At 59.8% G+C, this 19,618-nt stretch carries 16 protein-coding genes and 1 riboswitch; of the genes, 7 read left to right on the forward strand and 9 right to left on the reverse strand.

The window, feature by feature from the left end:
• Positions 1–119: 119 nt before the first annotated feature.
• Together murI and btuB are read right to left on the reverse strand one after the other, a co-directional pair.
• A complete protein-coding gene (gene murI, locus ACRAWE_RS23065; protein WP_025921004.1) occupies positions 120–983 on the reverse strand; it encodes a glutamate racemase in 864 nt (287 codons plus the stop codon).
• The gene (btuB, locus tag ACRAWE_RS23070) at positions 928–2,799 is read right to left on the reverse strand and encodes a TonB-dependent vitamin B12 receptor BtuB (protein ID WP_432525937.1); all 1,872 of its coding nucleotides are present in this window, start codon (positions 2,797–2,799) and stop codon (positions 928–930) included. The genes murI and btuB overlap by 56 nt, the downstream gene beginning before the upstream one ends.
• 69 nt (positions 2,800–2,868) lie before the next feature.
• A riboswitch (cobalamin riboswitch) is annotated at positions 2,869–3,081 on the reverse strand.
• 122 nt (positions 3,082–3,203) lie between these two features.
• Here btuB and trmA point away from each other — a divergent pair.
• A complete protein-coding gene (trmA, locus tag ACRAWE_RS23075) occupies positions 3,204–4,307 on the forward strand; it encodes a tRNA (uridine(54)-C5)-methyltransferase TrmA (RefSeq protein WP_015379401.1) in 1,104 nt (367 codons plus the stop codon).
• A 31-nt stretch (positions 4,308–4,338) separates the two neighbouring features.
• Here trmA and ACRAWE_RS23080 read toward each other — a convergent pair whose 3' ends face one another.
• Complete coding sequence (locus ACRAWE_RS23080) at positions 4,339–4,713, reverse strand: YijD family membrane protein (RefSeq protein ID WP_085337677.1); 375 nt, start codon at positions 4,711–4,713, stop codon at positions 4,339–4,341.
• A 15-nt stretch (positions 4,714–4,728) separates the two neighbouring features.
• Positions 4,729–5,361, reverse strand: coding sequence for an HTH-type transcriptional repressor FabR (gene fabR, locus ACRAWE_RS23085; protein WP_004931044.1), 633 nt, complete (start codon positions 5,359–5,361; stop codon positions 4,729–4,731).
• A gap of 218 nt (positions 5,362–5,579) precedes the next feature.
• On the opposite strand from fabR, the gene sthA reads away from it, so the two are divergent.
• On the forward strand, positions 5,580–6,977 hold the full coding sequence (gene sthA, locus ACRAWE_RS23090; protein WP_004931047.1) for a Si-specific NAD(P)(+) transhydrogenase: 1,398 nt from the start codon (positions 5,580–5,582) through the stop codon (positions 6,975–6,977).
• Here sthA and oxyR read toward each other — a convergent pair.
• Positions 6,960–7,877 (reverse strand): DNA-binding transcriptional regulator OxyR, encoded by a 918-nt coding sequence (gene oxyR / locus ACRAWE_RS23095; protein WP_015379402.1) that lies wholly within the window; start codon positions 7,875–7,877, stop codon positions 6,960–6,962. The genes sthA and oxyR overlap by 18 nt on opposite strands.
• A gap of 151 nt (positions 7,878–8,028) precedes the next feature.
• On the opposite strand from oxyR, the gene ACRAWE_RS23100 reads away from it, so the two are divergent.
• The 3 genes from ACRAWE_RS23100 (at position 8,029) to ACRAWE_RS23110 (ending at position 10,790) form a co-directional block, all read left to right on the forward strand.
• Entirely contained in the window at positions 8,029–8,760 is a 732-nt protein-coding gene (locus ACRAWE_RS23100; RefSeq protein WP_019452251.1) for a glutathione peroxidase, read from the forward strand.
• Positions 8,761–8,832: 72 nt separating this feature from the next.
• Positions 8,833–10,281: a dihydrolipoyl dehydrogenase gene (locus ACRAWE_RS23105; RefSeq protein WP_432525938.1), complete on the forward strand. Its 1,449-nt coding sequence runs from the start codon at positions 8,833–8,835 to the stop codon at positions 10,279–10,281.
• Between the two features lie 182 nt (positions 10,282–10,463).
• Positions 10,464–10,790: a type II toxin-antitoxin system HicB family antitoxin gene (locus ACRAWE_RS23110; RefSeq protein ID WP_015379405.1), complete on the forward strand. Its 327-nt coding sequence runs from the start codon at positions 10,464–10,466 to the stop codon at positions 10,788–10,790.
• 36 nt (positions 10,791–10,826) lie between these two features.
• Here ACRAWE_RS23110 and argH read toward each other — a convergent pair whose 3' ends face one another.
• The 4 genes from argH to argC all read right to left on the reverse strand — a co-directional run bounded on the left by argH (position 10,827) and on the right by argC (position 15,314).
• Positions 10,827–12,200, reverse strand: coding sequence for an argininosuccinate lyase (gene argH / locus ACRAWE_RS23115; protein WP_015379406.1), 1,374 nt, complete (start codon positions 12,198–12,200; stop codon positions 10,827–10,829).
• Positions 12,201–12,269: 69 nt separating this feature from the next.
• Entirely contained in the window at positions 12,270–13,490 is a 1,221-nt protein-coding gene (locus ACRAWE_RS23120; protein ID WP_004931061.1) for an argininosuccinate synthase, read from the reverse strand.
• Positions 13,491–13,515: 25 nt separating this feature from the next.
• Positions 13,516–14,289, reverse strand: coding sequence for an acetylglutamate kinase (argB, locus tag ACRAWE_RS23125; RefSeq protein WP_015379408.1), 774 nt, complete (start codon positions 14,287–14,289; stop codon positions 13,516–13,518).
• Between the two features lie 20 nt (positions 14,290–14,309).
• On the reverse strand, positions 14,310–15,314 hold the full coding sequence (argC, locus tag ACRAWE_RS23130) for an N-acetyl-gamma-glutamyl-phosphate reductase (protein ID WP_432525939.1): 1,005 nt from the start codon (positions 15,312–15,314) through the stop codon (positions 14,310–14,312).
• 216 nt (positions 15,315–15,530) lie between these two features.
• Between argC and argE the strand changes: the two genes are divergently transcribed.
• Positions 15,531–16,676, forward strand: a complete 1,146-nt coding sequence (argE, locus tag ACRAWE_RS23135; protein ID WP_015379410.1) for an acetylornithine deacetylase — start codon at positions 15,531–15,533, stop codon at positions 16,674–16,676.
• A 257-nt stretch (positions 16,677–16,933) separates the two neighbouring features.
• On the forward strand, positions 16,934–19,570 hold the full coding sequence (gene ppc, locus ACRAWE_RS23140) for a phosphoenolpyruvate carboxylase (protein ID WP_004931070.1): 2,637 nt from the start codon (positions 16,934–16,936) through the stop codon (positions 19,568–19,570).
• Positions 19,571–19,618 lie beyond the last annotated feature (48 nt).

Genomic DNA, 19,618 nt, shown 5'->3' on the forward strand with positions numbered 1-19,618 from the left:
CGGCGGCTTGTCAGTCGTTGTTCCCGGTCAGTGGAGGCGCATTATAGGGAGTTCTCGGCGGGCCGCAACCCCTAATTTCAATATTTTTTCCGACCGTTGAATGTTTGACCAAAACGCCGTTAAAGCGGCAGTTTTTTCAACGATTTAAAGCCGTAGCCCTGCAAAACGGGCAATAAAGCGTCAGTATCTTCATTTAACGCCATGCAATACGCCAGATTCTCTTCCTGGCTCGAAACCAGATTTTCCTGCGTCGAGATGAGCCAGGCGGTACGGCGGGCTATCGCCGCACCGGAATCCACCAGCCGGGTGCCTTCCGGCAACACCTGCATCAGCTCTTCCGCTAATAGAGGGAAATGGGTGCAGCCCAGCACGACGGTATCCGGCGGCTCACGCATGCTCAGCCACGGATGCAGGATCTTCTTCAGCACCGGCAGCGGCACGGCTTCGCCGTGCAGCTTGGCTTCCGCCAGCTCCACCAGCTCCGAAGAACCCAACAGTTCAATCTTGCAGTCGGTGGCAAAACGGGAAATCAGTTCGTGGGTGTAGCTGCGCTGTACGGTTCCGCGGGTCGCCAACAGGCCGACAATGCCGTTAACGGTAAGACGGGCGGCCGGTTTGATGGCGGGCACCACGCCCACGACCGGGAAGCTGAAACGCTCGCGCAGGGCCGGCAAGGAAACAGTGCTGGCGGTGTTGCAGGCAATGACGACAATCGCCAGAGGATGACGCTGCTGCACCGCGCCAACTATCTCCAGCACGCGCTCAACGATAAACTCTTCGGACTTCTCGCCGTAGGGGAACGCCACGTTGTCGAAAGCGTATATATAGTGGAGATCCGGCAGCAACTGCCGAATCTCCTGATATACCGACAACCCGCCGACGCCGGAATCGAAAACCAGCACCGTCGGGCGAGGTGTGGCGGTGCTGTTAGAAGGTATAGCTTCCAGTGAGGTAGTATTCTCTTCCTGGAGTAGCGTAGCCATAGGCCGTCTCATAATCTTTATCAAACAGGTTGGCAATTCTACCACGAACTGTCAGATGAGATGTGACCGGATACGAAACTGCGAGATCCCACAGACTCACGCCGCCAAGTTTAACGCTTTGTTCCGGATAGGTACTGTAATCCTTGTCATAACGTTGACCCAGATATTGATAAGTCACCGCCCAGTCAAAGTCATACAGCTGCCAGTCCAGCTCATATTTCACCTGCTGCTTGGCGCGCCGCAGCAGCACTTCATTGGTCTTGGCGTTGCGAGGATCGACATAGTCATAACCAATCTGATGCGTCAATGGGCCGGTATCAAACGAGGCCGTAGCTTCAATCCCTTTGATGGTCGCCTTACCCACGTTGTAATAGACGTAGTTGGTTTCCCCCGTGGAATCGATCAAATTGTCGATGTCGTTGCGATAACCGGAGATGCGCCAGGTCACCGGGCCGGTCAGCCCTTCAAAGCCACCTTCCCACTGCTTGCTTTCTTCCGGTTTCAGATCGGTGTTGTTACCGAAGTTGCCGTATAGCTGGCTCATATTCGGTGCTTTGAACGCCGTGCCATACGACGCGATAAAACGGTATCCCTCGACGAACTCCCAGGCCGCGCTGGTTTGCCAGGTGCCATGCCAGCCAAACTCGGAATGATCGTCACCTCGAACCGCGCCTTCCAGCGTTACCGGGCCAACCAGTTGCTGCGCGGTCAGATAAATGCCTGCATCACGTTGGCTTTTTTCACCCTTCACGGTGGTGGAATCCGGTTTGATTTTCTGTTGCTGCCAGTCGACGCCAGAGCTTACGGTACCCTGTCCAACCTGCAGCGTATTGCCCCACTGCAGGTTGTACTGTTCGGAATCCACCAGGCTGGCCGAGCTGTCATGCATGCCGAGGCGAGGATCGTAATCGTAATCCTTGCTATGGCTGTAGCTGCCAATCACTTGTGTTGCGTAAATGCCTTCTTTATAGCGCAATCCGGTATCCCAGGTTTGGCTATACAGTTTGCGCGTATCCAGCAGAGAGCTGGTCGGTGAGGAATAATAACTATCATACGCCGTGCGGTTGTCGTAACCATACCCGCGCACAAAACCGCTGACCGATTCGCTGAACTGGTGCTCAAGCGCACCATACAGCAACTTACTCATAAAGCCATCGCGATCCTGTTGGCTTTGCATGCCGGTGCTGCCGTAGGCCACCACGTCATACCCTTTGGTGTAGGTGTAGTCACCCGCCACCGTCGCCACGGTGCTGTCGCCCAACTGCTGTTGAGTCGACGCGTCATAGGATTGGTAGCCGTTGGAGCCGACGCCGGCTGAGAGCGTAGTACCGTTCTTTTCGCGGGTAGTAATAATGTTGACCACGCCGCCGATGGCGTCGGAACCGTATACCGCCGAGCGCGGGCCGCGGATGTATTCGACTTTCTGCACCAACGAAATCGGGATTTGGCTCAGGTCAGAAGAGCCGCTGACGCCCGCCTGATTAAGGCGAATGCCGTCAATTAGCACCAGCACGTGGCTGGAGTTGGTGCCGCGAATAAACAGCGAGCTCTTTTGCCCCAACCCGCCGTTTTGGCCAACGTCCACGCCCGGCAAACGGCGCATCACGTCGGTCAGGCTCTTGGCCTGCCAGCGATCGATATCGTTACGGGTGACGACGGAGGTCGGCGCCAGCACGGAAGAAACCGGCTGCGGGAAACGGTTGGCGGTCACCACCAGGTTATCGCCATTCGTGGCTGTAGTGTTGTCTTGCGCCCATCCAGAAAAAGCCGTGACGGAGGAGACCACCGCCAGCAGCGTATTTTTTGTAATTGTCATGAGAAAAGCATCCAAACTTAATTGGCGGATGCCGCAGGATCATGGCCGGTAGTTCGCGACGGCCACGGATATTGCGACGTAACACCGGCAGGTCTTCGGGCTTGGGATTTGCGGGCCGCGGGGCGCGACCGGCAACGGGCGATGACTTCCCATCCTGCAGTGGACAGTGTCTGCGTCAAAACGCTATCGCCGTGACTTCCCCTTACCGCTGCGCGTCAGCTCCGGATTCACACCGGATTCCCTTTTCACTCGCTGCTTGAGGCCGGACGGCAATGCTACGATCAATGCAAATAGATGTCTAGACTGCTACTAATGTTACAAATAATAAACGCGACAAAACTGGACTTCACGGGCTGATTCCCTACAATCCCCGCTGATCAAATTTGCCTGACGAGAAGAAACACATGACGCCCGAGAATTTGCCTATTGAACGTTACGATGACCAACTGGCGGAGAAAGTCGCCCGCCTGAAGACGTTGATGTCACCGTTCGCGGCGCCCGAGCCGGAAGTGTTCCGCTCGCCAGTCGACCACTACCGCATGCGCGCCGAATTCCGCATCTGGCACGACGCGGAAGACATGTATCACATCATGTTCGATCAGCAGACCAAGCAGCGTATTCGCGTCGATCAATTCCCGGCCGCCAGCGAACTGATCAACCGCCTGATGAGCGCCCTGATCGCCGCGCTGAAACCGGAGCCGATCCTGCGCCACAAGCTGTTCCAGATCGATTATCTGTCGACGCAAAGCGGTAAAATCATCGCCTCGCTGCTGTACCACCGCAAGCTGGATGACGCTTGGCAGCAGCGCGCCGAGCAACTGCGCGACGAGCTGCGGGCGCAGGGTTTTGACCTGCAGCTGATCGGCCGAGCGTCGAAGACCAAGATCATGCTCGACCAGGATTATGTTGACGAAGTGCTGCCGGTCGCCGGCCGCGATATGATCTACCGCCAGGTGGAAAACAGCTTTACTCAACCCAACGCGGCCATGAACGTGCAGATGCTGGAATGGGCGCTGGCGGTCACCGCCGGTTCCAAAGGCGATTTACTGGAGCTGTACTGCGGCAACGGCAACTTCTCGCTGGCGTTGGCGCGCAATTTCGAGCGCGTGCTGGCGACCGAGATCGCCAAGCCGTCGGTGGCGGCGGCGCAGTACAACATCGCCGCCAACCATATCGACAACGTGCAGATCATCCGCATGGCGGCGGAAGACTTCACCCAGGCGATGAACGGAGTACGCGAATTCAACCGGTTGAAAGGCATCGATCTGAGCGGCTACAACTGCGAGACGATTTTCGTCGATCCGCCGCGCAGCGGGCTGGACGCGGAAACGGTGAAGATGGTGCAGGCTTACCCGCGCATTCTGTATATTTCATGCAATCCGGAAACGCTGTGCGCCAACCTGGAAACGCTGCAGGCCACGCACCGGGTCAGCCGCCTGGCGCTGTTCGACCAGTTCCCGTATACCCATCACATGGAATGCGGCGTGTTGCTGGAAAAACACCGCTGATATGACAGGGGCGCCATGATGGCGCCCCGTTTCATTGCGGCTCTTGAGTCGGCGCATCCAGCGCCTTGCGCGCCTTTAGCTTGACCCCGATCCACAGCACCAGCGCCACACAGATCACCGACGGCAGGAAGTTGGAGCCGATCTGCGGGTATTCGGCGCGCACGATGGCGCTGTACATCAACAGCCCCAGCAGGAAGCAGGCCGCCGCCAGCTTCGGCATGCCGTCCGGCATGGCGCGGTTCAGGTAACGCTGATGCAGACAGTACACCGCCAGCACCAACGCAATCAGCGGGAAGATCGAAAACGGCACCACCGAGCTGAACAGCGCGGCAAAGGAACCGTTGATCGAAAGGCCGGCAATCAACGCCAGCAGTAAGGTGCCATTTTCACGGCCTGGTTTTTCCATCATTTTTTACCTTTTTTATACGTGGGACACAGAAGCTTTTTCTTGTTCGCGACGATACCAGTAATACGCCCCTTTGGAGATCATCCGCAGCTGCAGCACCAGCCGTTCTTCCAGCTGCTGCCGCTGCTCGACGTCGATATCCAGCGCTTCCGCGCCGGCGCTGAACACGATGGTGACCATCGCTTCCGCCTGCGCTTCGGTAAAGCTGCGCGGCATGTGGTTTTCCAACTCGAGGTAGTCCGCCAGTTCGGCGATGAAATGCTGGATCTCGCGCGCCACCGCCGCACGAAATGCCGCCGACGTGCCGGAGCGCTCGCGCAGCAGCAGGCGGAAGGCGTTCGGGTTGTTGCCGATAAATTCCATAAAGGTGGACACCGAGGTGCGGATCACGCTGCCGCCCTTGGCGATGCGTTGGCGCGCCTGGCGCATCAACTGACGCAGCATCAGGCCGCTTTCGTCCACCATGGTCAGCCCCAGCTCGTCCACATCGCGGAAATGGCGATAAAACGACGTGGGCGCGATGCCCGCCTCGCGTGAAACTTCCCGCAGGCTCAGGCTGGCGAAGCTGCGTTCGGCGCTCAGCTGGCTGAATGCGGCTTCGATCAGGGAACGACGAGTCCGTTCTTTTTGTTGTGCTCTGACGCCCATATGCATATCCGGATAGGTTCCATTCTCTCAGTCTAACGCCCTAGACTCGGCAATATAGCAAATTTTATTGCAACAGCATTTATACTAACGCGCTCTATCACACTTCCGCCCTGAGCCGATTGTGCTTTGACTCAAAAAGCCTAATGGTGATTGGGTGAGCAGCGCTATGATGTTAAGATACCGTTGTAATCTTGTATAAAAAAACAGGTCTCTCCTACATGCAACAGCACTATCAATTTGATGCCATAGTGATTGGCTCGGGCCCTGGTGGTGAAGGTGCCGCCATGGGGCTGGTGAAACAGGGCGCCCGTGTGGCCGTTATCGAACGGTACAACAACGTAGGCGGCGGATGTACCCATTGGGGCACCATTCCTTCCAAAGCCCTCCGCCACGCCGTCAGCCGCATTATCGAATTCAACCAGAACCCGCTTTACAACAATTCGCGCACGCTTAGCGCGACCTTCCCTGACATTTTACGCCACGCCGATAACGTCATCAGCCAGCAGACCCGCATGCGCCAAGGGTTCTATGAGCGGAATCAGTGCAAGCTGTTCGCCGGCGACGCGCGCTTCATCGACGCCAACACCGTCAGCGTCAGCTACATGGACGGCACCCAGGACACCATCCGCGCCGACCACATCGTGATCGCCTGCGGCTCGCGCCCTTACCATCCGGCCAGCGTCGATTTCAATCACCCGCGCATCTACGACAGCGACTCCATTCTCGAGCTGAGCCATGAACCGCGCCACGTGATCATTTACGGCGCCGGGGTGATCGGCTGCGAATATGCGTCCATCTTCCGCGGCCTGAACGTCAAGGTGGATCTGATCAACACCCGCGATCGGCTGCTGGCGTTCCTCGATCAGGAGATGTCGGATTCGCTCTCTTACCACTTCTGGAACAACGGCGTGGTGATCCGCCACAACGAAGAATTCGAGAAGATCGAAGGCACCGAAGACGGCGTGATCGTGCACCTGAAGTCCGGCAAGAAGGTGAAAGCGGACTGCCTGCTGTACGCCAACGGCCGTACCGGCAACACCGATTCGTTGGGGTTGGAGAACGTTGGTCTGGAGTCGGACAGCCGCGGGCTGCTGAAAGTGAACAGCATGTATCAAACCGCGCTGTCGCACATTTATGCGGTCGGTGACGTGATCGGCTATCCGAGCCTGGCTTCCGCCGCCTACGATCAGGGCCGCATCGCCGCGCAAGCGATCGCCTCCGGCGAAGCCAGCGGTCACTTAATCGAAGATATCCCGACCGGCATCTACACCATTCCGGAAATCAGCTCCGTCGGCAAAACCGAGCAGGAACTGACCGCGATGAAGGTGCCGTATGAAGTGGGCCGCGCCCAGTTCAAGCATCTGGCGCGCGCGCAGATAGCCGGGATGAACGTCGGCAGCCTGAAAATCCTGTTCCATCGCGACACCCTGCAGATCCTTGGGATCCACTGCTTCGGCGAGCGTGCGGCGGAGATCATCCACATCGGCCAGGCGATCATGGAACAGAAAGGTGAAGGCAATACCATCGAGTATTTCGTTAATACGACCTTCAACTATCCGACCATGGCCGAAGCCTACCGGGTGGCGGCGCTTAACGGCTTAAACCGCCTGTTTTAACGCGCTGTCGATGTAGCCCTGCATGTGCTCGCGGATCGCTTCGGCCAACTGCTCATAACGGCTGCGCAGTGGGGAACCGGGGCGATACACCAACGCGATGGTGCGCTTCGGTTCCGGCTTGTAGCAATCCAGATAGCACACGCCGTCGCGTTCGCGCTGCGGCGGCACCGCCAGTGACGGCAGCAGGGTAATGCCGCTGCCGGCAGCGACCATATTGCGCAACGTTTCCAGACTGGTGGCGCGGAAGTGAGTATCTTCGTCCGCGCCCGCCTGGAAGCAGAAGCCCATCGCCTGATCGCGCAGGCAGTGGCCATCTTCCAGCATCAGCAGTTTCTCTCCCGCTAAATCCGGCATCGCCACGCGCTCGCGCTGCGCCCACGGGTGATCGGAATACACCGCCAGCTTCATCGGCTCATCGAACAGAGGCACTTCAATAAACGCCTCGGTCTCCTTCACCAGCGCCAGAATGGCGCAGTCCAGTTTGCCGCTGTCGAGCTGCGCCAGAAGTTGATGGGTTTGCGCTTCGTGCAGATACATTTCCAGCTTCGGAAAAGTTTTGTGCAGCGTCGGGATGATCTGCGGCAGCAGATAAGGCCCCACGGTCGGGATCAGGCCGATGTGCAGCGGCCCGGACATGGCTTCGCCCTGTTGGCTGGCCATCTCCTTCAACACTTTCACTTCGCGCAGCACGGTACGCGCCTGCTCCACCAGCAACAGGCCCGCCTGGGTGAACAGCACCTTGCGGCTGGTGCGTTCGAGCAGCATGACGCCCAACTCGTCTTCCAGCTTGCGGATCTGCCCGCTGAGCGTCGGCTGGCTCACATGGCATGAATCGGCCGCGCGGCGGAAGTGCCGGTGCTCGGCCAAGGCGACCAGATACTCTAAATCACGAATGTTCATTGTTTCCCTCCAATCCATGATAGCTCATGGCGATAGATAAGATAGCAATGAGCGATTAGATCTATCAAGCCCCAACGACAATAATGTGTCCCAACGAAGCGATATTGCGCTAAATACCAAAAATTACTTTTCCTAATTAAGGGGTTAATCAATGTTTACCAGTCAAGAAGGCAAGAAAGTTCCGCAGGTTACTTTCCACACCCGTCAGGGCGACCAATGGATTGATGTGACCACTGATGACCTGTTCAAAAACAAAACCGTTATCGTATTCTCGCTGCCGGGCGCGTTCACGCCGACCTGCTCTTCGAGCCATCTGCCGCGCTACAACGAGCTGTCCAGCGTGTTCAAACAGCACGGCGTCGACGGCATTCTGTGCGTCTCGGTGAACGACACCTTCGTGATGAACGCCTGGAAAGCCGACCAACATGCAGAAAACATCACCTTCGTGCCGGACGGCAACGGTGAATTCACCAAGGGCATGAACATGCTGGTCGAGAAAGCGGATCTGGGCTTTGGCCCGCGTTCATGGCGTTACTCGATGCTGGTGCGCGACGGCGTGGTCGAGAAAATGTTCGTCGAACCGAACAAGCCGGGCGACCCGTTTGAAGTGTCCGACGCCGATACCATGCTGAAATACCTGGCACCGGAATTCAAAGTGCAGGAATCGGTCTCCCTGTTCACCAAACCGGGCTGCCCGTTCTGCGCCAAAGCCAAGCAGATGCTGCAAGAGCGCGGCATTCAGTATGAAGAGATCGTACTAGGCAAAGACGCCACCACCGTCAGCCTGCGCGCCGTCAGCGGCCGCGCCACGGTGCCGCAGGTGTTCATCGGCGGCCGTCACATCGGCGGCAGCGACGATCTGGAAACTTTCCTGTCAGCTTAATAAGTAATAACAAAGCCAACGTGAACTTTGGCGGGCTACGGCCCGCCCTTTTTTTACCTTTCAGGAGCGGATATGAAACTGTTGAACGTTGATGTCGCGGTCATCGGCGGCGGCACCGCAGGGCTCGGCGCCTATCGCGCGGCCAAACTGTCTACCCCCAGCGTGGTGATGATCGAAGGCGGGCCTTACGGCACCACCTGTGCGCGCGTTGGCTGCATGCCATCCAAGTTATTGATAGCCGCCGCCGAAGCGGTGCATCAAATCGAACGTGCGCCTGGTTTTGGCGTGCATCCAACCGGCAAGACGCGCATCGACGGGCGCGAGGTGATGGATCGCGTCAAGCGCGAACGCGATCGCTTCGTCGGCTTCGTGCTGGAAGGCGTGGACGAGATCCCGGCCGCCGACAAAATTCAGGGCTATGCCCGCTTTATCGACGACAACACGCTGCAGGTCGATGACCATACACGCATCGTGGCACAGCGCATCGTGATCGCCACCGGTTCTCGTCCCAGTTGGCCGGCGCCGTGGAACGAGCTGGGCGACCGCCTGGTCGTCAACGACGATCTGTTCAATTGGGATGATTTGCCGCAGTCCGTAGCGGTATTCGGCCCCGGCGTCATTGGGCTGGAACTGGGGCAAGCGCTGCACCGCCTCGGCGTCGACACCAAGGTCTTTGGCATCGGTGGCGCCGTCGGGCCGCTGACCGACAGCGCCGTGCGCGACTACGCCGCCAAAGCGCTGGGGGACGAGTTCTATCTCGATGCCGACGTGAAGGTAGAGATGATGCAGCGCGAGGGCGATAAAGTATTTATCCGCTATCAAGATCTGCAGGGCCAACCGCAAGAGATCCTGGTGGACTACGTGCTGGCCGCTACCGGCCGCCGCCCCAATGTCGATCGGCTGGGCCTCGAGAACACCGGCCTGCAGCTCGACGCCCGAGGCGTGCCGCTGGCCGACCGCCTGACGATGCAAACCAGCGTGCCGCATATCTTCATCGCCGGCGACGCCAGCAATCAGCTGCCGCTGCTGCATGAAGCCAGCGATCAGGCGCGTATCGCCGGCGCCAACGCCGGCAGTTTCCCGGAGATCAATCCGGGCCTGCGCCGCAGCGCGATTTCGGTGGTGTTTTCCGATCCGCAGATCGCCATGGTCGGCTCAACCTTCCGCGAGCTGAGCGAGAAGTTTAGCGCCTGCGGCTGCTTTGAAGTGGGCAAAGTCTCGTTTGAGAATCAGGGGCGCTCACGGGTGATGCTGCGCAACAAGGGCATTCTGCACGTTTACGGCGAGCAAGGCACCGGCCGTTTCCTCGGTGCGGAAATAATCGGCCCGGACGCCGAACACATTGCGCATCTGTTGGCCTGGGCGCACCAGCAGCAGATGACCGTCGATCAGATGCTGGACATGCCGTTCTATCATCCAGTGATCGAAGAAGGCTTGCGCACCGCGCTGCGCGACCTGCAGGCGAAGCTCAAACTCGGCGCGGCCGAAATCGAGCGCTGCCAGCGCTGCCCGGGCGAATAACCCCTCATTCTCCATTCATACCCACCGGGCCTTCAGGCCCGGTTTTTTTGCGCAGCACTTTCCACATTTGCCTCCCTCCTCTTGCCTCACGCCCCTCCTGCACGCATTTTTTATGCTTTGGCATTGAAGTGATATCAATAATGACACTGAAATGGAGGGCAGAACCAGAATGGAGGAAGAGCATGGAAAAGCATGAACACTATACCTATCGCATCACCTGGTCAGCGGAAGATCGTGAATATGTCGGGCTGTGCGCCGAATTCCCCTCTCTGTCCTGGCTGGCCGCCACGCGTACTGGCGCACTGGAGGGCATCGAAAGAGTGGTGAGCGAAACGATCGCCGATATGCTGGCGCAAGGCGAAACGCCGCCGCAGGCGCTGGCGGAAAAGAACTTCAGCGGCAAACTGGTACTGCGCATGACGCCGGAACAGCATCGCCGGCTGGCGATTGGCGCGATGGAGGAAGGCGTGAGCCTGAACCGTTATCTGTGCGCCCGCCTGGCGGGGTAGAGGTTCAAGGGCGGCGCCAGGCCGCCCTTGTCGTCGTCAAGCCAAACGCTGTTTCGCTGCGGCGATTGCCGCGGCGACCTGCTGCGGCGCAACGCCGCCTTTGGCCGCACGTTTGTCCAGGCAGGATTGCAACGCCAGGATCGGGTAGACATCGTCAGCGATCGTCGCGCTGAACTGCTGCAAATCCGCCAGCGGCAGCGCTTCCAGCGGTTTGCCCTGGCGAATCGCTTCTACCACTGCCTCACCGACGATATGGTGCGCTTCGCGGAACGGCACGCCCTTGGCGACCAGGTAATCCGCCAGCTCGGTGGCGTTGGCATAGCCCTGCTCCGCCGCTTCCTGGCAGCGCGGGCGCTTCACCTGAATGCCGTCCAGCACCAGCGCCGCCATCTGCAGGCAGTCCATCCAGGTGTCGAGCGCGTCGAACAACCCTTCTTTGTCTTCCTGCATGTCTTTGTTGTACGCCAGCGGCAGGCCTTTCAGCGTCATCATCATGCCGGTCAGCGCGCCCTGTACGCGGCCGCACTTGCCGCGGATCAGCTCCAGCGCGTCCGGGTTTTTCTTCTGCGGCATCAACGAAGAGCCGGAGGTCACGCGATCGGACAGCTCGACAAACGCCGCCTCGCCGCTGTTGAAGAAGATCAGATCTTCGGCGAAGCGCGACAGGTGCACCATGCTGATGGCGGCGTTGGACAACAGCTCCAGCACGTGGTCGCGATCGGATACGCTGTCCAGGCTGTTGCGGGTCGCCGAGGCGAAGCCCAGCCAGCCGGCCAGCTGCTCGCGATCGATAGGATAAGCGGTGCCGGCCAGCGCGCCGCTGCCCAGCGGGCTGACGTCCAGCCGTTTCAGGGTGTCCTGCAGACGGCTTTCATCGCGCGCCAGCATCTCGACATAGGCCAGGCACCAGTGCGCGAAAGTCACCGGCTGCGCGCGTTGCAGGTGGGTATACCCCGGCATCACCGCATCCTGGTTGGCCTCGGCGGTCTCCACCAGCGCCTGCTGCAGCTGGACGATCGCCTGATGCAGATCGCCGATCTGCTGTTTGCACCACAGCTTCAGATCGGTCGCCACCTGATCGTTGCGGCTGCGGCCGGTGTGCAGCTTCTTGCCCAAATCGCCGACCTTCTCGATCAGCTTCTGCTCCACCCAGCTGTGGATGTCTTCGGCATCGCTTTGCACGATCGCCAAAGGATCGGCCTGGACTTCCGTCAGCAAGGCATTCAGCGCCTGCTCCAGCTGCTGTTGCTCCGTTGCCGTCAACACGTTAACGGTCACCAGCGCCTTCGACCAGGCCACCGAGCCCACGATATCTTGCTCCGCCAGGCGATAATCGAACCGCAGCGAATCGTTGAGTTGTTTGAACCGCTGATCCGCCGCCTGAGTGAACCGTCCGCCCCAAAGTGCCATACCTTTACTCCTGAATTTTTATGCGAAAGGGCGCAGCATGCTGCGCCCTTGCAGAGTCACGCCAATCGGTTATTTATTCTTTTTCTCGTTCAACGCGCGGATGCGTGAAGACAGAGAGAACAGGCGGATAAAGCCGCCCGCGTGGCTGTGATCGTAAACTTCGTCTTCGCCGAAGGTGGCGAACTCTTCGGAGTACAGGCTGTTGGCGGATTTTTTCTGGGTCGCCGTCACCTGGCCTTTGTACAGCTGCAGTACCACTTCACCGTTCACCTCTTCAGCCAATGCTTCGGCAGAGGCCTGCAGCGAGCGGCGCAGCGGCGCGAACCAACGGCCGTCGTACACCACATAGGACATCTCCAGGCCCAGCTGCTCGCGCCATTTGAAGCTGTCGCGATCCAGCACCAGCTGCTCGATGGCGCGCAGCGCCGCCACCATGATGGTGCCCCCTGGGGTCTCATAGCAGCCGCGGGATTTGATGCCCACCAGACGGTTTTCCACGATGTCGATACGGCCGACGCCGTGCTTGGCGCCCAGCGCGTTCAGGGTTTCCAGGCACTGGTACGGCGACAGTGCTTTACCGTTAACCGCCACAACGCGGCCTTTCTCAACGGTGACGGTCACCTGCTCAGGCTGATCCGGCGCTTCCTGCGGATCGACGGTCCATACCCAGCAATCCTTGTTCGGCGCATTCCACGGGCTTTCCAGCACGCCGCCTTCGGTGGAAATGTGCCAGGCGTTCTCATCGCGGCTGTAGATTTTCTCCAGCGATGCGGTGGTCGGGATATTGCGCTCTTTCAGGTAATCCAGCAGCGCTTCACGGGAACGCAGGTTCCACTCACGCCACGGCGCTACCACTTTCAGCTGCGGCGCCAGCGCGGTGTAGGTGGTTTCGAAACGCACCTGATCGTTGCCTTTGCCGGTCGCGCCGTGGCACAGCGCGTCTGCGCCCACTTTCAACGCCAGCTCGACCTGCGCCTTGGCGATGATCGGCCGCGCCATCGAGGTGCCCAGCAGGTAGCTGCCCTCGTACAGGGCGCCGGTCTGCAGCACCGGATAAACGTAATCGCGGATAAATTCTTCACGCAGATCGACCACGTGACATTCAGAGGCACCGGACTGCAGGGCTTTTTGCTCCACGCCTTCCAGATCGCTGCGCTCCTGGCCGATGTCCGCCACGAACGCCACCACTTCACAGCCGCCGTAGTTCTCTTTCAGCCATGGAATGATGGCCGAGGTATCCAGGCCGCCGGAGTACGCCAGAACGATTTTTTTGATGCCTTGGTTTTGCATGATCTATTCCTTTCTAATTCTAAAATTAAGCGAGGATCCGGGTGCCAATCGACACGCCGTTAAACAAAGCAGGAAGCTGATCGGCATGGCGCCAGCTGGCGATATCCACCGGGCGGCCGAGGGTGCGGGCGGCGTCGAGTGCCGCATTCACCTTCACCACCATACCATCGGTGATGATGCCTTGCGCGATCAGTTGTTCCGCTTTTTGCGCCGTCATTTCCGCAATGCGTTGGCCCTTGCCGTCGAGGATGCCGCTGACGTCCGACAGCAGGATCAGATCCGCCCCCAGCGTCGCCGCCAGCGCCGTCGCCGCCTGATCGGCGTTCACGTTCATTAACTGCCCTTCGGCGGTGATGCCGATGGAGCTGATAACCGGCAGGTAGCCGGCGCCCAGCAGGGTATTAAGCAGCGCGGGCGAACCGGGCTGCGCGTTGCCGACGTGGCCCAATGCCGGATCGAGCTGGGTCACGACTGCGCTGCCGCCGTCCGCCAGGCTCAGGCCAACGGCGTTGATTTGGTGTTTAATCGCCCACGCCAGCAGCGTTTTGTTGGCGGTGCCGGCCAGCGCGCCGGTGATGATGTCGATCTGATCGGCCGGCGTGACGCGCAGGCCGTTCTTTTTCACCACCGGTAAAGCGAGCTGCTTCATCAGCTCGTCCACCACGCAGCCGCCGCCGTGCACGATCACCAGCGGACGCTGATGCTGCTGCCGGTAGCTGTCCAACGCGGTAAACAGACGCTCCAGCGCTTCTTCACTGTCTAATAACACGCCACCTAACTTGATAATTAACGGGTTCATTGCTGTTTACTCACGCTGGTTTAAAGGAGTGATTGGGTTTCCGGGAAGCCGAAACGGATATTCAGGCATTGCACCGCCTGCGCCGCCGCGCCTTTCAGCAGGTTATCTTCCGCCGCCACGGCGATCAGATGCTCGCCCTGCACCGCAAAACCGATGTCGCAGAACGGCAGCCCCACCACCGCTTTCAGCGCCGGCACGCCCTGGTCGTACAGCCGCACCAGCGGCTTGTCGTCATAGGCGGCATGATAGGCGGCGGCCACGTCCTGCGCGGTTACGCCGGCTTTCAGGCGGCAGGTGATGGTTTCAAGAATGCCGCGCGGGAAATTGCCCAGGTGCGGCGTAAAGATGACCGGCACGCCCAGGTGCGCGGCGATCTCCGGCTGGTGCCGGTGAGTGAAAATACCGTACGGCTGCAGGCTCACTTCGCAGAAACTGGTGGTCATGCTGGCCTTGCGCCCGGCGCCGCTGACGCCGCTGGTGGCGTTGATCACCGGCCACTGATCCAGATTCAGCAGCTGTTTTTCGATCAACGGTTTCAGCGTCAGCTGCGCCGCCGTCGGGTAACAGCCCGGCACCGCGATCAGCTGTGCCTGTTTAATCTTGTCGCTCTGCCACTCCGCCAGGCCGTACACCGCCTGCTCCAGCAGGGCGCCATGCTGATGCTCGAAACCGTAGTACTGGGTATAAAAACCGGCGTCCTGCACGCGGAAGGCGCCGGACAGATCGAACACCACGCAGCCCGCCGCCAGGAAAGCCGGTGCGATATCGTGGCTGACTTCATGGGCGGTGGCGAGGAACACTACATCGATGCCCTGCGCCGCCTTGGCGACGTCGGTCAACGGCTGCAGCGGCAGATCGACGATGCCTTTCAACTGGGGATGGAGATCGGAAAGCAACTTTCCTGCATCTGCACTTTGCGCTGAAACCGCTAAAGCGGTTATGTTCATGTGTGGGTGGCGATTCAGGTAAGCCGTGAGCTCCGCTCCGGCGTAACCGCTGGCACCAACGATCAGCGTATTCAACATGTGGCCTTTCACCTTCTAAACTGACGTGCGGTCGCTTGCGACCCAGGTAACAGGGCTAGCCAGCGTTGTTGCGCCGTTCACCCACGGAGCCAGGCGTTGATGCTTTTATAAACATCCGGGCATCGGGTTCCCTTACGCTTCGGCTTACTGTATTTTTATTCAAAATAAATGCATGAATATTGATACTATCCTAACCAAAGGCTGTCAACAGTGAAGATGAAATTACCTCCATTTATTGAGCTGTACCGGGCGTTGATCGCCACTCCGTCAATCAGCGCCACCGATGCCGGCCTCGATCAGAGCAATGAGGCGTTAATCAACTTGCTGGCCGGATGGTTTGCCGACCTGGGCTTCCGCGTCGACGTGCAGCCGGTGCCGGAGTCGCGCCACAAATTCAACCTGCTGGCCAGCATCGGCGAAGGCAGCGGCGGCCTGCTGCTGGCCGGCCACACCGATACGGTGCCTTACGACGAAGGCCGCTGGACGCGCGATCCCTTCACCCTGACCGAGCACGACAACAAGCTCTACGGGCTGGGCACCGCCGACATGAAAGGCTTCTTCGCCTTTATTCTGGATGCGGTGCGCGATATCGACGCGAGCAAGCTGACCAAGCCGCTGTACATTTTAGCCACCGCAGATGAAGAAACGACGATGGCCGGCGCGCGTTATTTCGCCGCCTCCACCGCCATTCGGCCGGATTTCGCCATCATCGGCGAGCCGACCTCGCTGCAGCCGGTGCGCGCGCACAAGGGCCACATGGCCAACGCCATTCGCATCGTCGGCCAGTCCGGCCACTCCAGCGATCCGGCGCGCGGCGTCAACGCCATCGATCTGATGCACGAGTCCATCGGCCGCCTGATGGAGCTGCGCAAGACCCTGCAGGAGCGCTACAACAACCCGGCGTTCGCCGTGCCTTATCCCACCATGAACTTCGGCCATATCAGCGGCGGTGACGCGGCCAACCGCATCTGCGCCTGCTGCGAACTGCACCTGGATATCCGCCCGCTGCCCGGCATGACGCTCGACAACATCAACGAACTGATGCATCAGGCGCTGGAGCCGGTAAGCCAACGCTGGCCGGGCCGCCTGACCATCGAAGAGCTGCACGCGTCGGTGCCGGGCTACGAATGCCCGACCGACCACCGCATGGTGGCGGTGATCGAGGAGCTGCTGGGCACCCGCACGCAGGTGGTCAACTACTGCACCGAAGCGCCGTTCGTGCAACAGGTATGCCCGACCCTGGTGCTCGGCCCCGGCTCCATCGATCAGGCCCACCAGCCGGACGAGTACATCGACACCGCGTTTATCGAACCGACGCGCAAACTGTTGGGTCAGCTGGTCAATCACTTTTGCCGGCAATAAACCCGACATTTAACAGGGGAAATGCTTTATGCTTCCCCTAACTCAAAATAAGTAGAAAACGGCGAAATAAGCCGTGCTGATAACCGACGCGCCGTAATTAAATTTCAGAAAATGCGCCGATTTTGATGTTTTTTTGCTAAAAATAGTGTCAATTGACGATTGGACAGGAACGCGATGTGATCAGGCAGGCGGTCTGCGCCTGACGCGTGAAATTTATTTACAAGATAAAAATCATACAGAACTGGGTCAGGGGTTATATGAACGAACAATATTCGGCAATGCGCAGTAATGTCAGTATGCTCGGCAAATTGCTCGGCGATACCATCAAAGAAGCGCTGGGTGAGCATATTCTCGATCGCGTTGAGACCATCCGTAAGCTTTCCAAATCCTCACGCGCCGGCAACGAAGCGCATCGCCAGGAGCTGCTCTCCACCCTGCAGAACCTGTCCAACGACGAGCTGCTGCCGGTGGCGCGCGCCTTCAGCCAGTTCCTCAACCTGACCAACGTCGCCGAGCAGTACCACAGCATTTCGCCCAACGGCGAGGCCGCCAGCAACCCGGAAGCGCTGGCTCAACTGTTCAGCCGTCTCAAAGACAAAAAGCTCAGCGACAAAGAGCTTCAGCACGCGGTATCGCAACTCTCCATCGAGCTGGTGCTGACGGCGCACCCGACGGAGATCACCCGTCGCACCCTGATCCACAAGCTGGTGGAGGTCAACACCTGCCTCAGCCAGCTCGATCACAACGATCTGGCCGACTACGAGCGTAACAAGATCATGCGCCGCCTGCGCCAGCTGGTGGCCCAGTCGTGGCACACCGATGAAATTCGCAAACACCGCCCTTCCCCGATCGACGAAGCCAAATGGGGCTTTGCGGTGGTGGAAAACAGCCTGTGGGAAGGCGTGCCGGCGTTCCTGCGCGAATTCAACGAACAGCTGGAAAACTCCATCGATTACAGCCTGCCGGTGGAAGCGGTGCCGGTGCGCTTCACCTCCTGGATGGGCGGCGACCGCGACGGCAACCCGAACGTGACCGCCGAAATTACCCGCCATGTGCTGCTGCTCAGCCGCTGGAAAGCCTGCGACCTGTTCACCCGCGACATCCAGGTGCTGGTCTCTGAGCTGTCGATGACCGAATGTACCCCGGAGCTGCGCGCCCGCGCCGGCGGCGATGAGGTGCAGGAACCGTACCGCGAAATCATGAAGCAGCTGCGCAGCCAGCTGATGAGTTCCCAGGCTTATCTGGAAGGTCGCCTGAAGGGCGAGCGCGTGCTGAAACCGCACGACCTGCTGGTGAACAACGAGCAGCTGTGGGAGCCGCTGTATGCCTGCTACCAGTCGCTGCAGGCCTGCGGCATGGGCATCATCGCCAATGGTCAACTGCTGGATACCCTGCGCCGCGTGCGCTGCTTCGGCGTGCCGTTGGTGCGCATCGACGTGCGTCAGGAGAGCACCCGCCATACCGAAGCCATCGCCGAGCTGACCCGCTATCTGGGGCTGGGCGACTATGAAAGCTGGTCGGAAGCCGATAAACAGGCGTTCCTGATCCGCGAACTGAACTCCAAACGCCCGCTGGTGCCGCTGAAGTGGCAACCGAGCGCCGACACGCAGGAAGTGCTGGAAACCTGCCGGGTGATCGCCGAAGCGCCGCAGGGCTCGATCGCCGCCTACGTGATTTCGATGGCGCGCACGCCTTCCGACGTGCTGGCGGTGCACCTGCTGCTGAAAGAGGCCGGCTGCCCGTTCGCTCTGCCGGTCGCCCCGCTGTTCGAAACCCTCGACGACCTGAACAACGCCGACGACGTGATGACCCAGTTGCTTAACATCGACTGGTATCGCGGCTTCATCCAGGGCAAACAGATGGTGATGATCGGCTATTCCGACTCGGCGAAAGACGCCGGCGTGATGGCGGCTTCCTGGGCGCAGTACCGCGCGCAGGACGCGCTGATCAAAACCTGTGAAAAGGCCGGCGTGGCGCTGACGCTGTTCCACGGCCGCGGCGGTTCCATCGGCCGCGGCGGCGCTCCGGCGCATGCGGCGCTGCTGTCGCAGCCGCCGGGCAGCCTGAAGGGCGGCCTGCGCGTCACCGAACAGGGCGAGATGATCCGCTTCAAGTTCGGCCTGCCGGAAGTCACCATCAGCAGCCTGGCGCTGTATGCCGGCGCGATCCTCGAGGCCAACCTGCTGCCGCCGCCGGAACCGAAGAAAGAATGGCGGGCGCTGATGGACGACCTGTCCGAGACCTCCTGCCGGATGTATCGCGGCTACGTGCGTGAAAACCCGGACTTCGTGCCTTACTTCCGCGCGGCCACGCCGGAGCTGGAGCTGGGCAAACTGCCGCTGGGTTCACGCCCGGCCAAGCGCAAGCCAAACGGCGGCGTGGAGAGCCTGCGCGCCATTCCGTGGATCTTCGCCTGGACGCAGAACCGCCTGATGCTGCCGGCCTGGCTCGGCGCTGGCGCCGGATTGCAGGAAGCGGTGAAAGCCGGCAAGCAGGCGGAGCTGGAGGCGATGTGTCGCGATTGGCCGTTCTTCTCCACCCGCATCGCCATGCTGGAAATGGTGTTCGCCAAGGCCGACCTGTGGCTGGCGGAATACTACGATCAGCGCCTGGTGGATAAATCGTTGTGGCCGCTGGGCCAACAGCTGCGCGATCAGCTGGAAAGCGACATCAAGGTAGTGCTGACCATCGCCAACGATGCGCACCTGATGGAAGACCTGCCGTGGATCGCCGAATCCATCGCGCTGCGCAACGTCTATACCGACCCGCTGAACGTCTTGCAGGCCGAGCTGCTGCACCGTTCGCGTCAGCAGGAGCAGCCGGACGCCCGCGTGGAGCAGGCGCTGATGGTCACCATCGCCGGCGTCGCCGCCGGGATGCGCAACACCGGCTAGTGAGCCTCATCGCGGCCCCGTTTATCGGGGCCGTTTTTTATGCCTTCC

Origin of the sequence: Serratia sp. BFP-2025, assembly GCF_050880365.1 — a bacterium.
In the GTDB taxonomy this organism is placed as follows: Bacteria; Pseudomonadota; Gammaproteobacteria; order Enterobacterales; family Enterobacteriaceae; genus Serratia; species Serratia surfactantfaciens.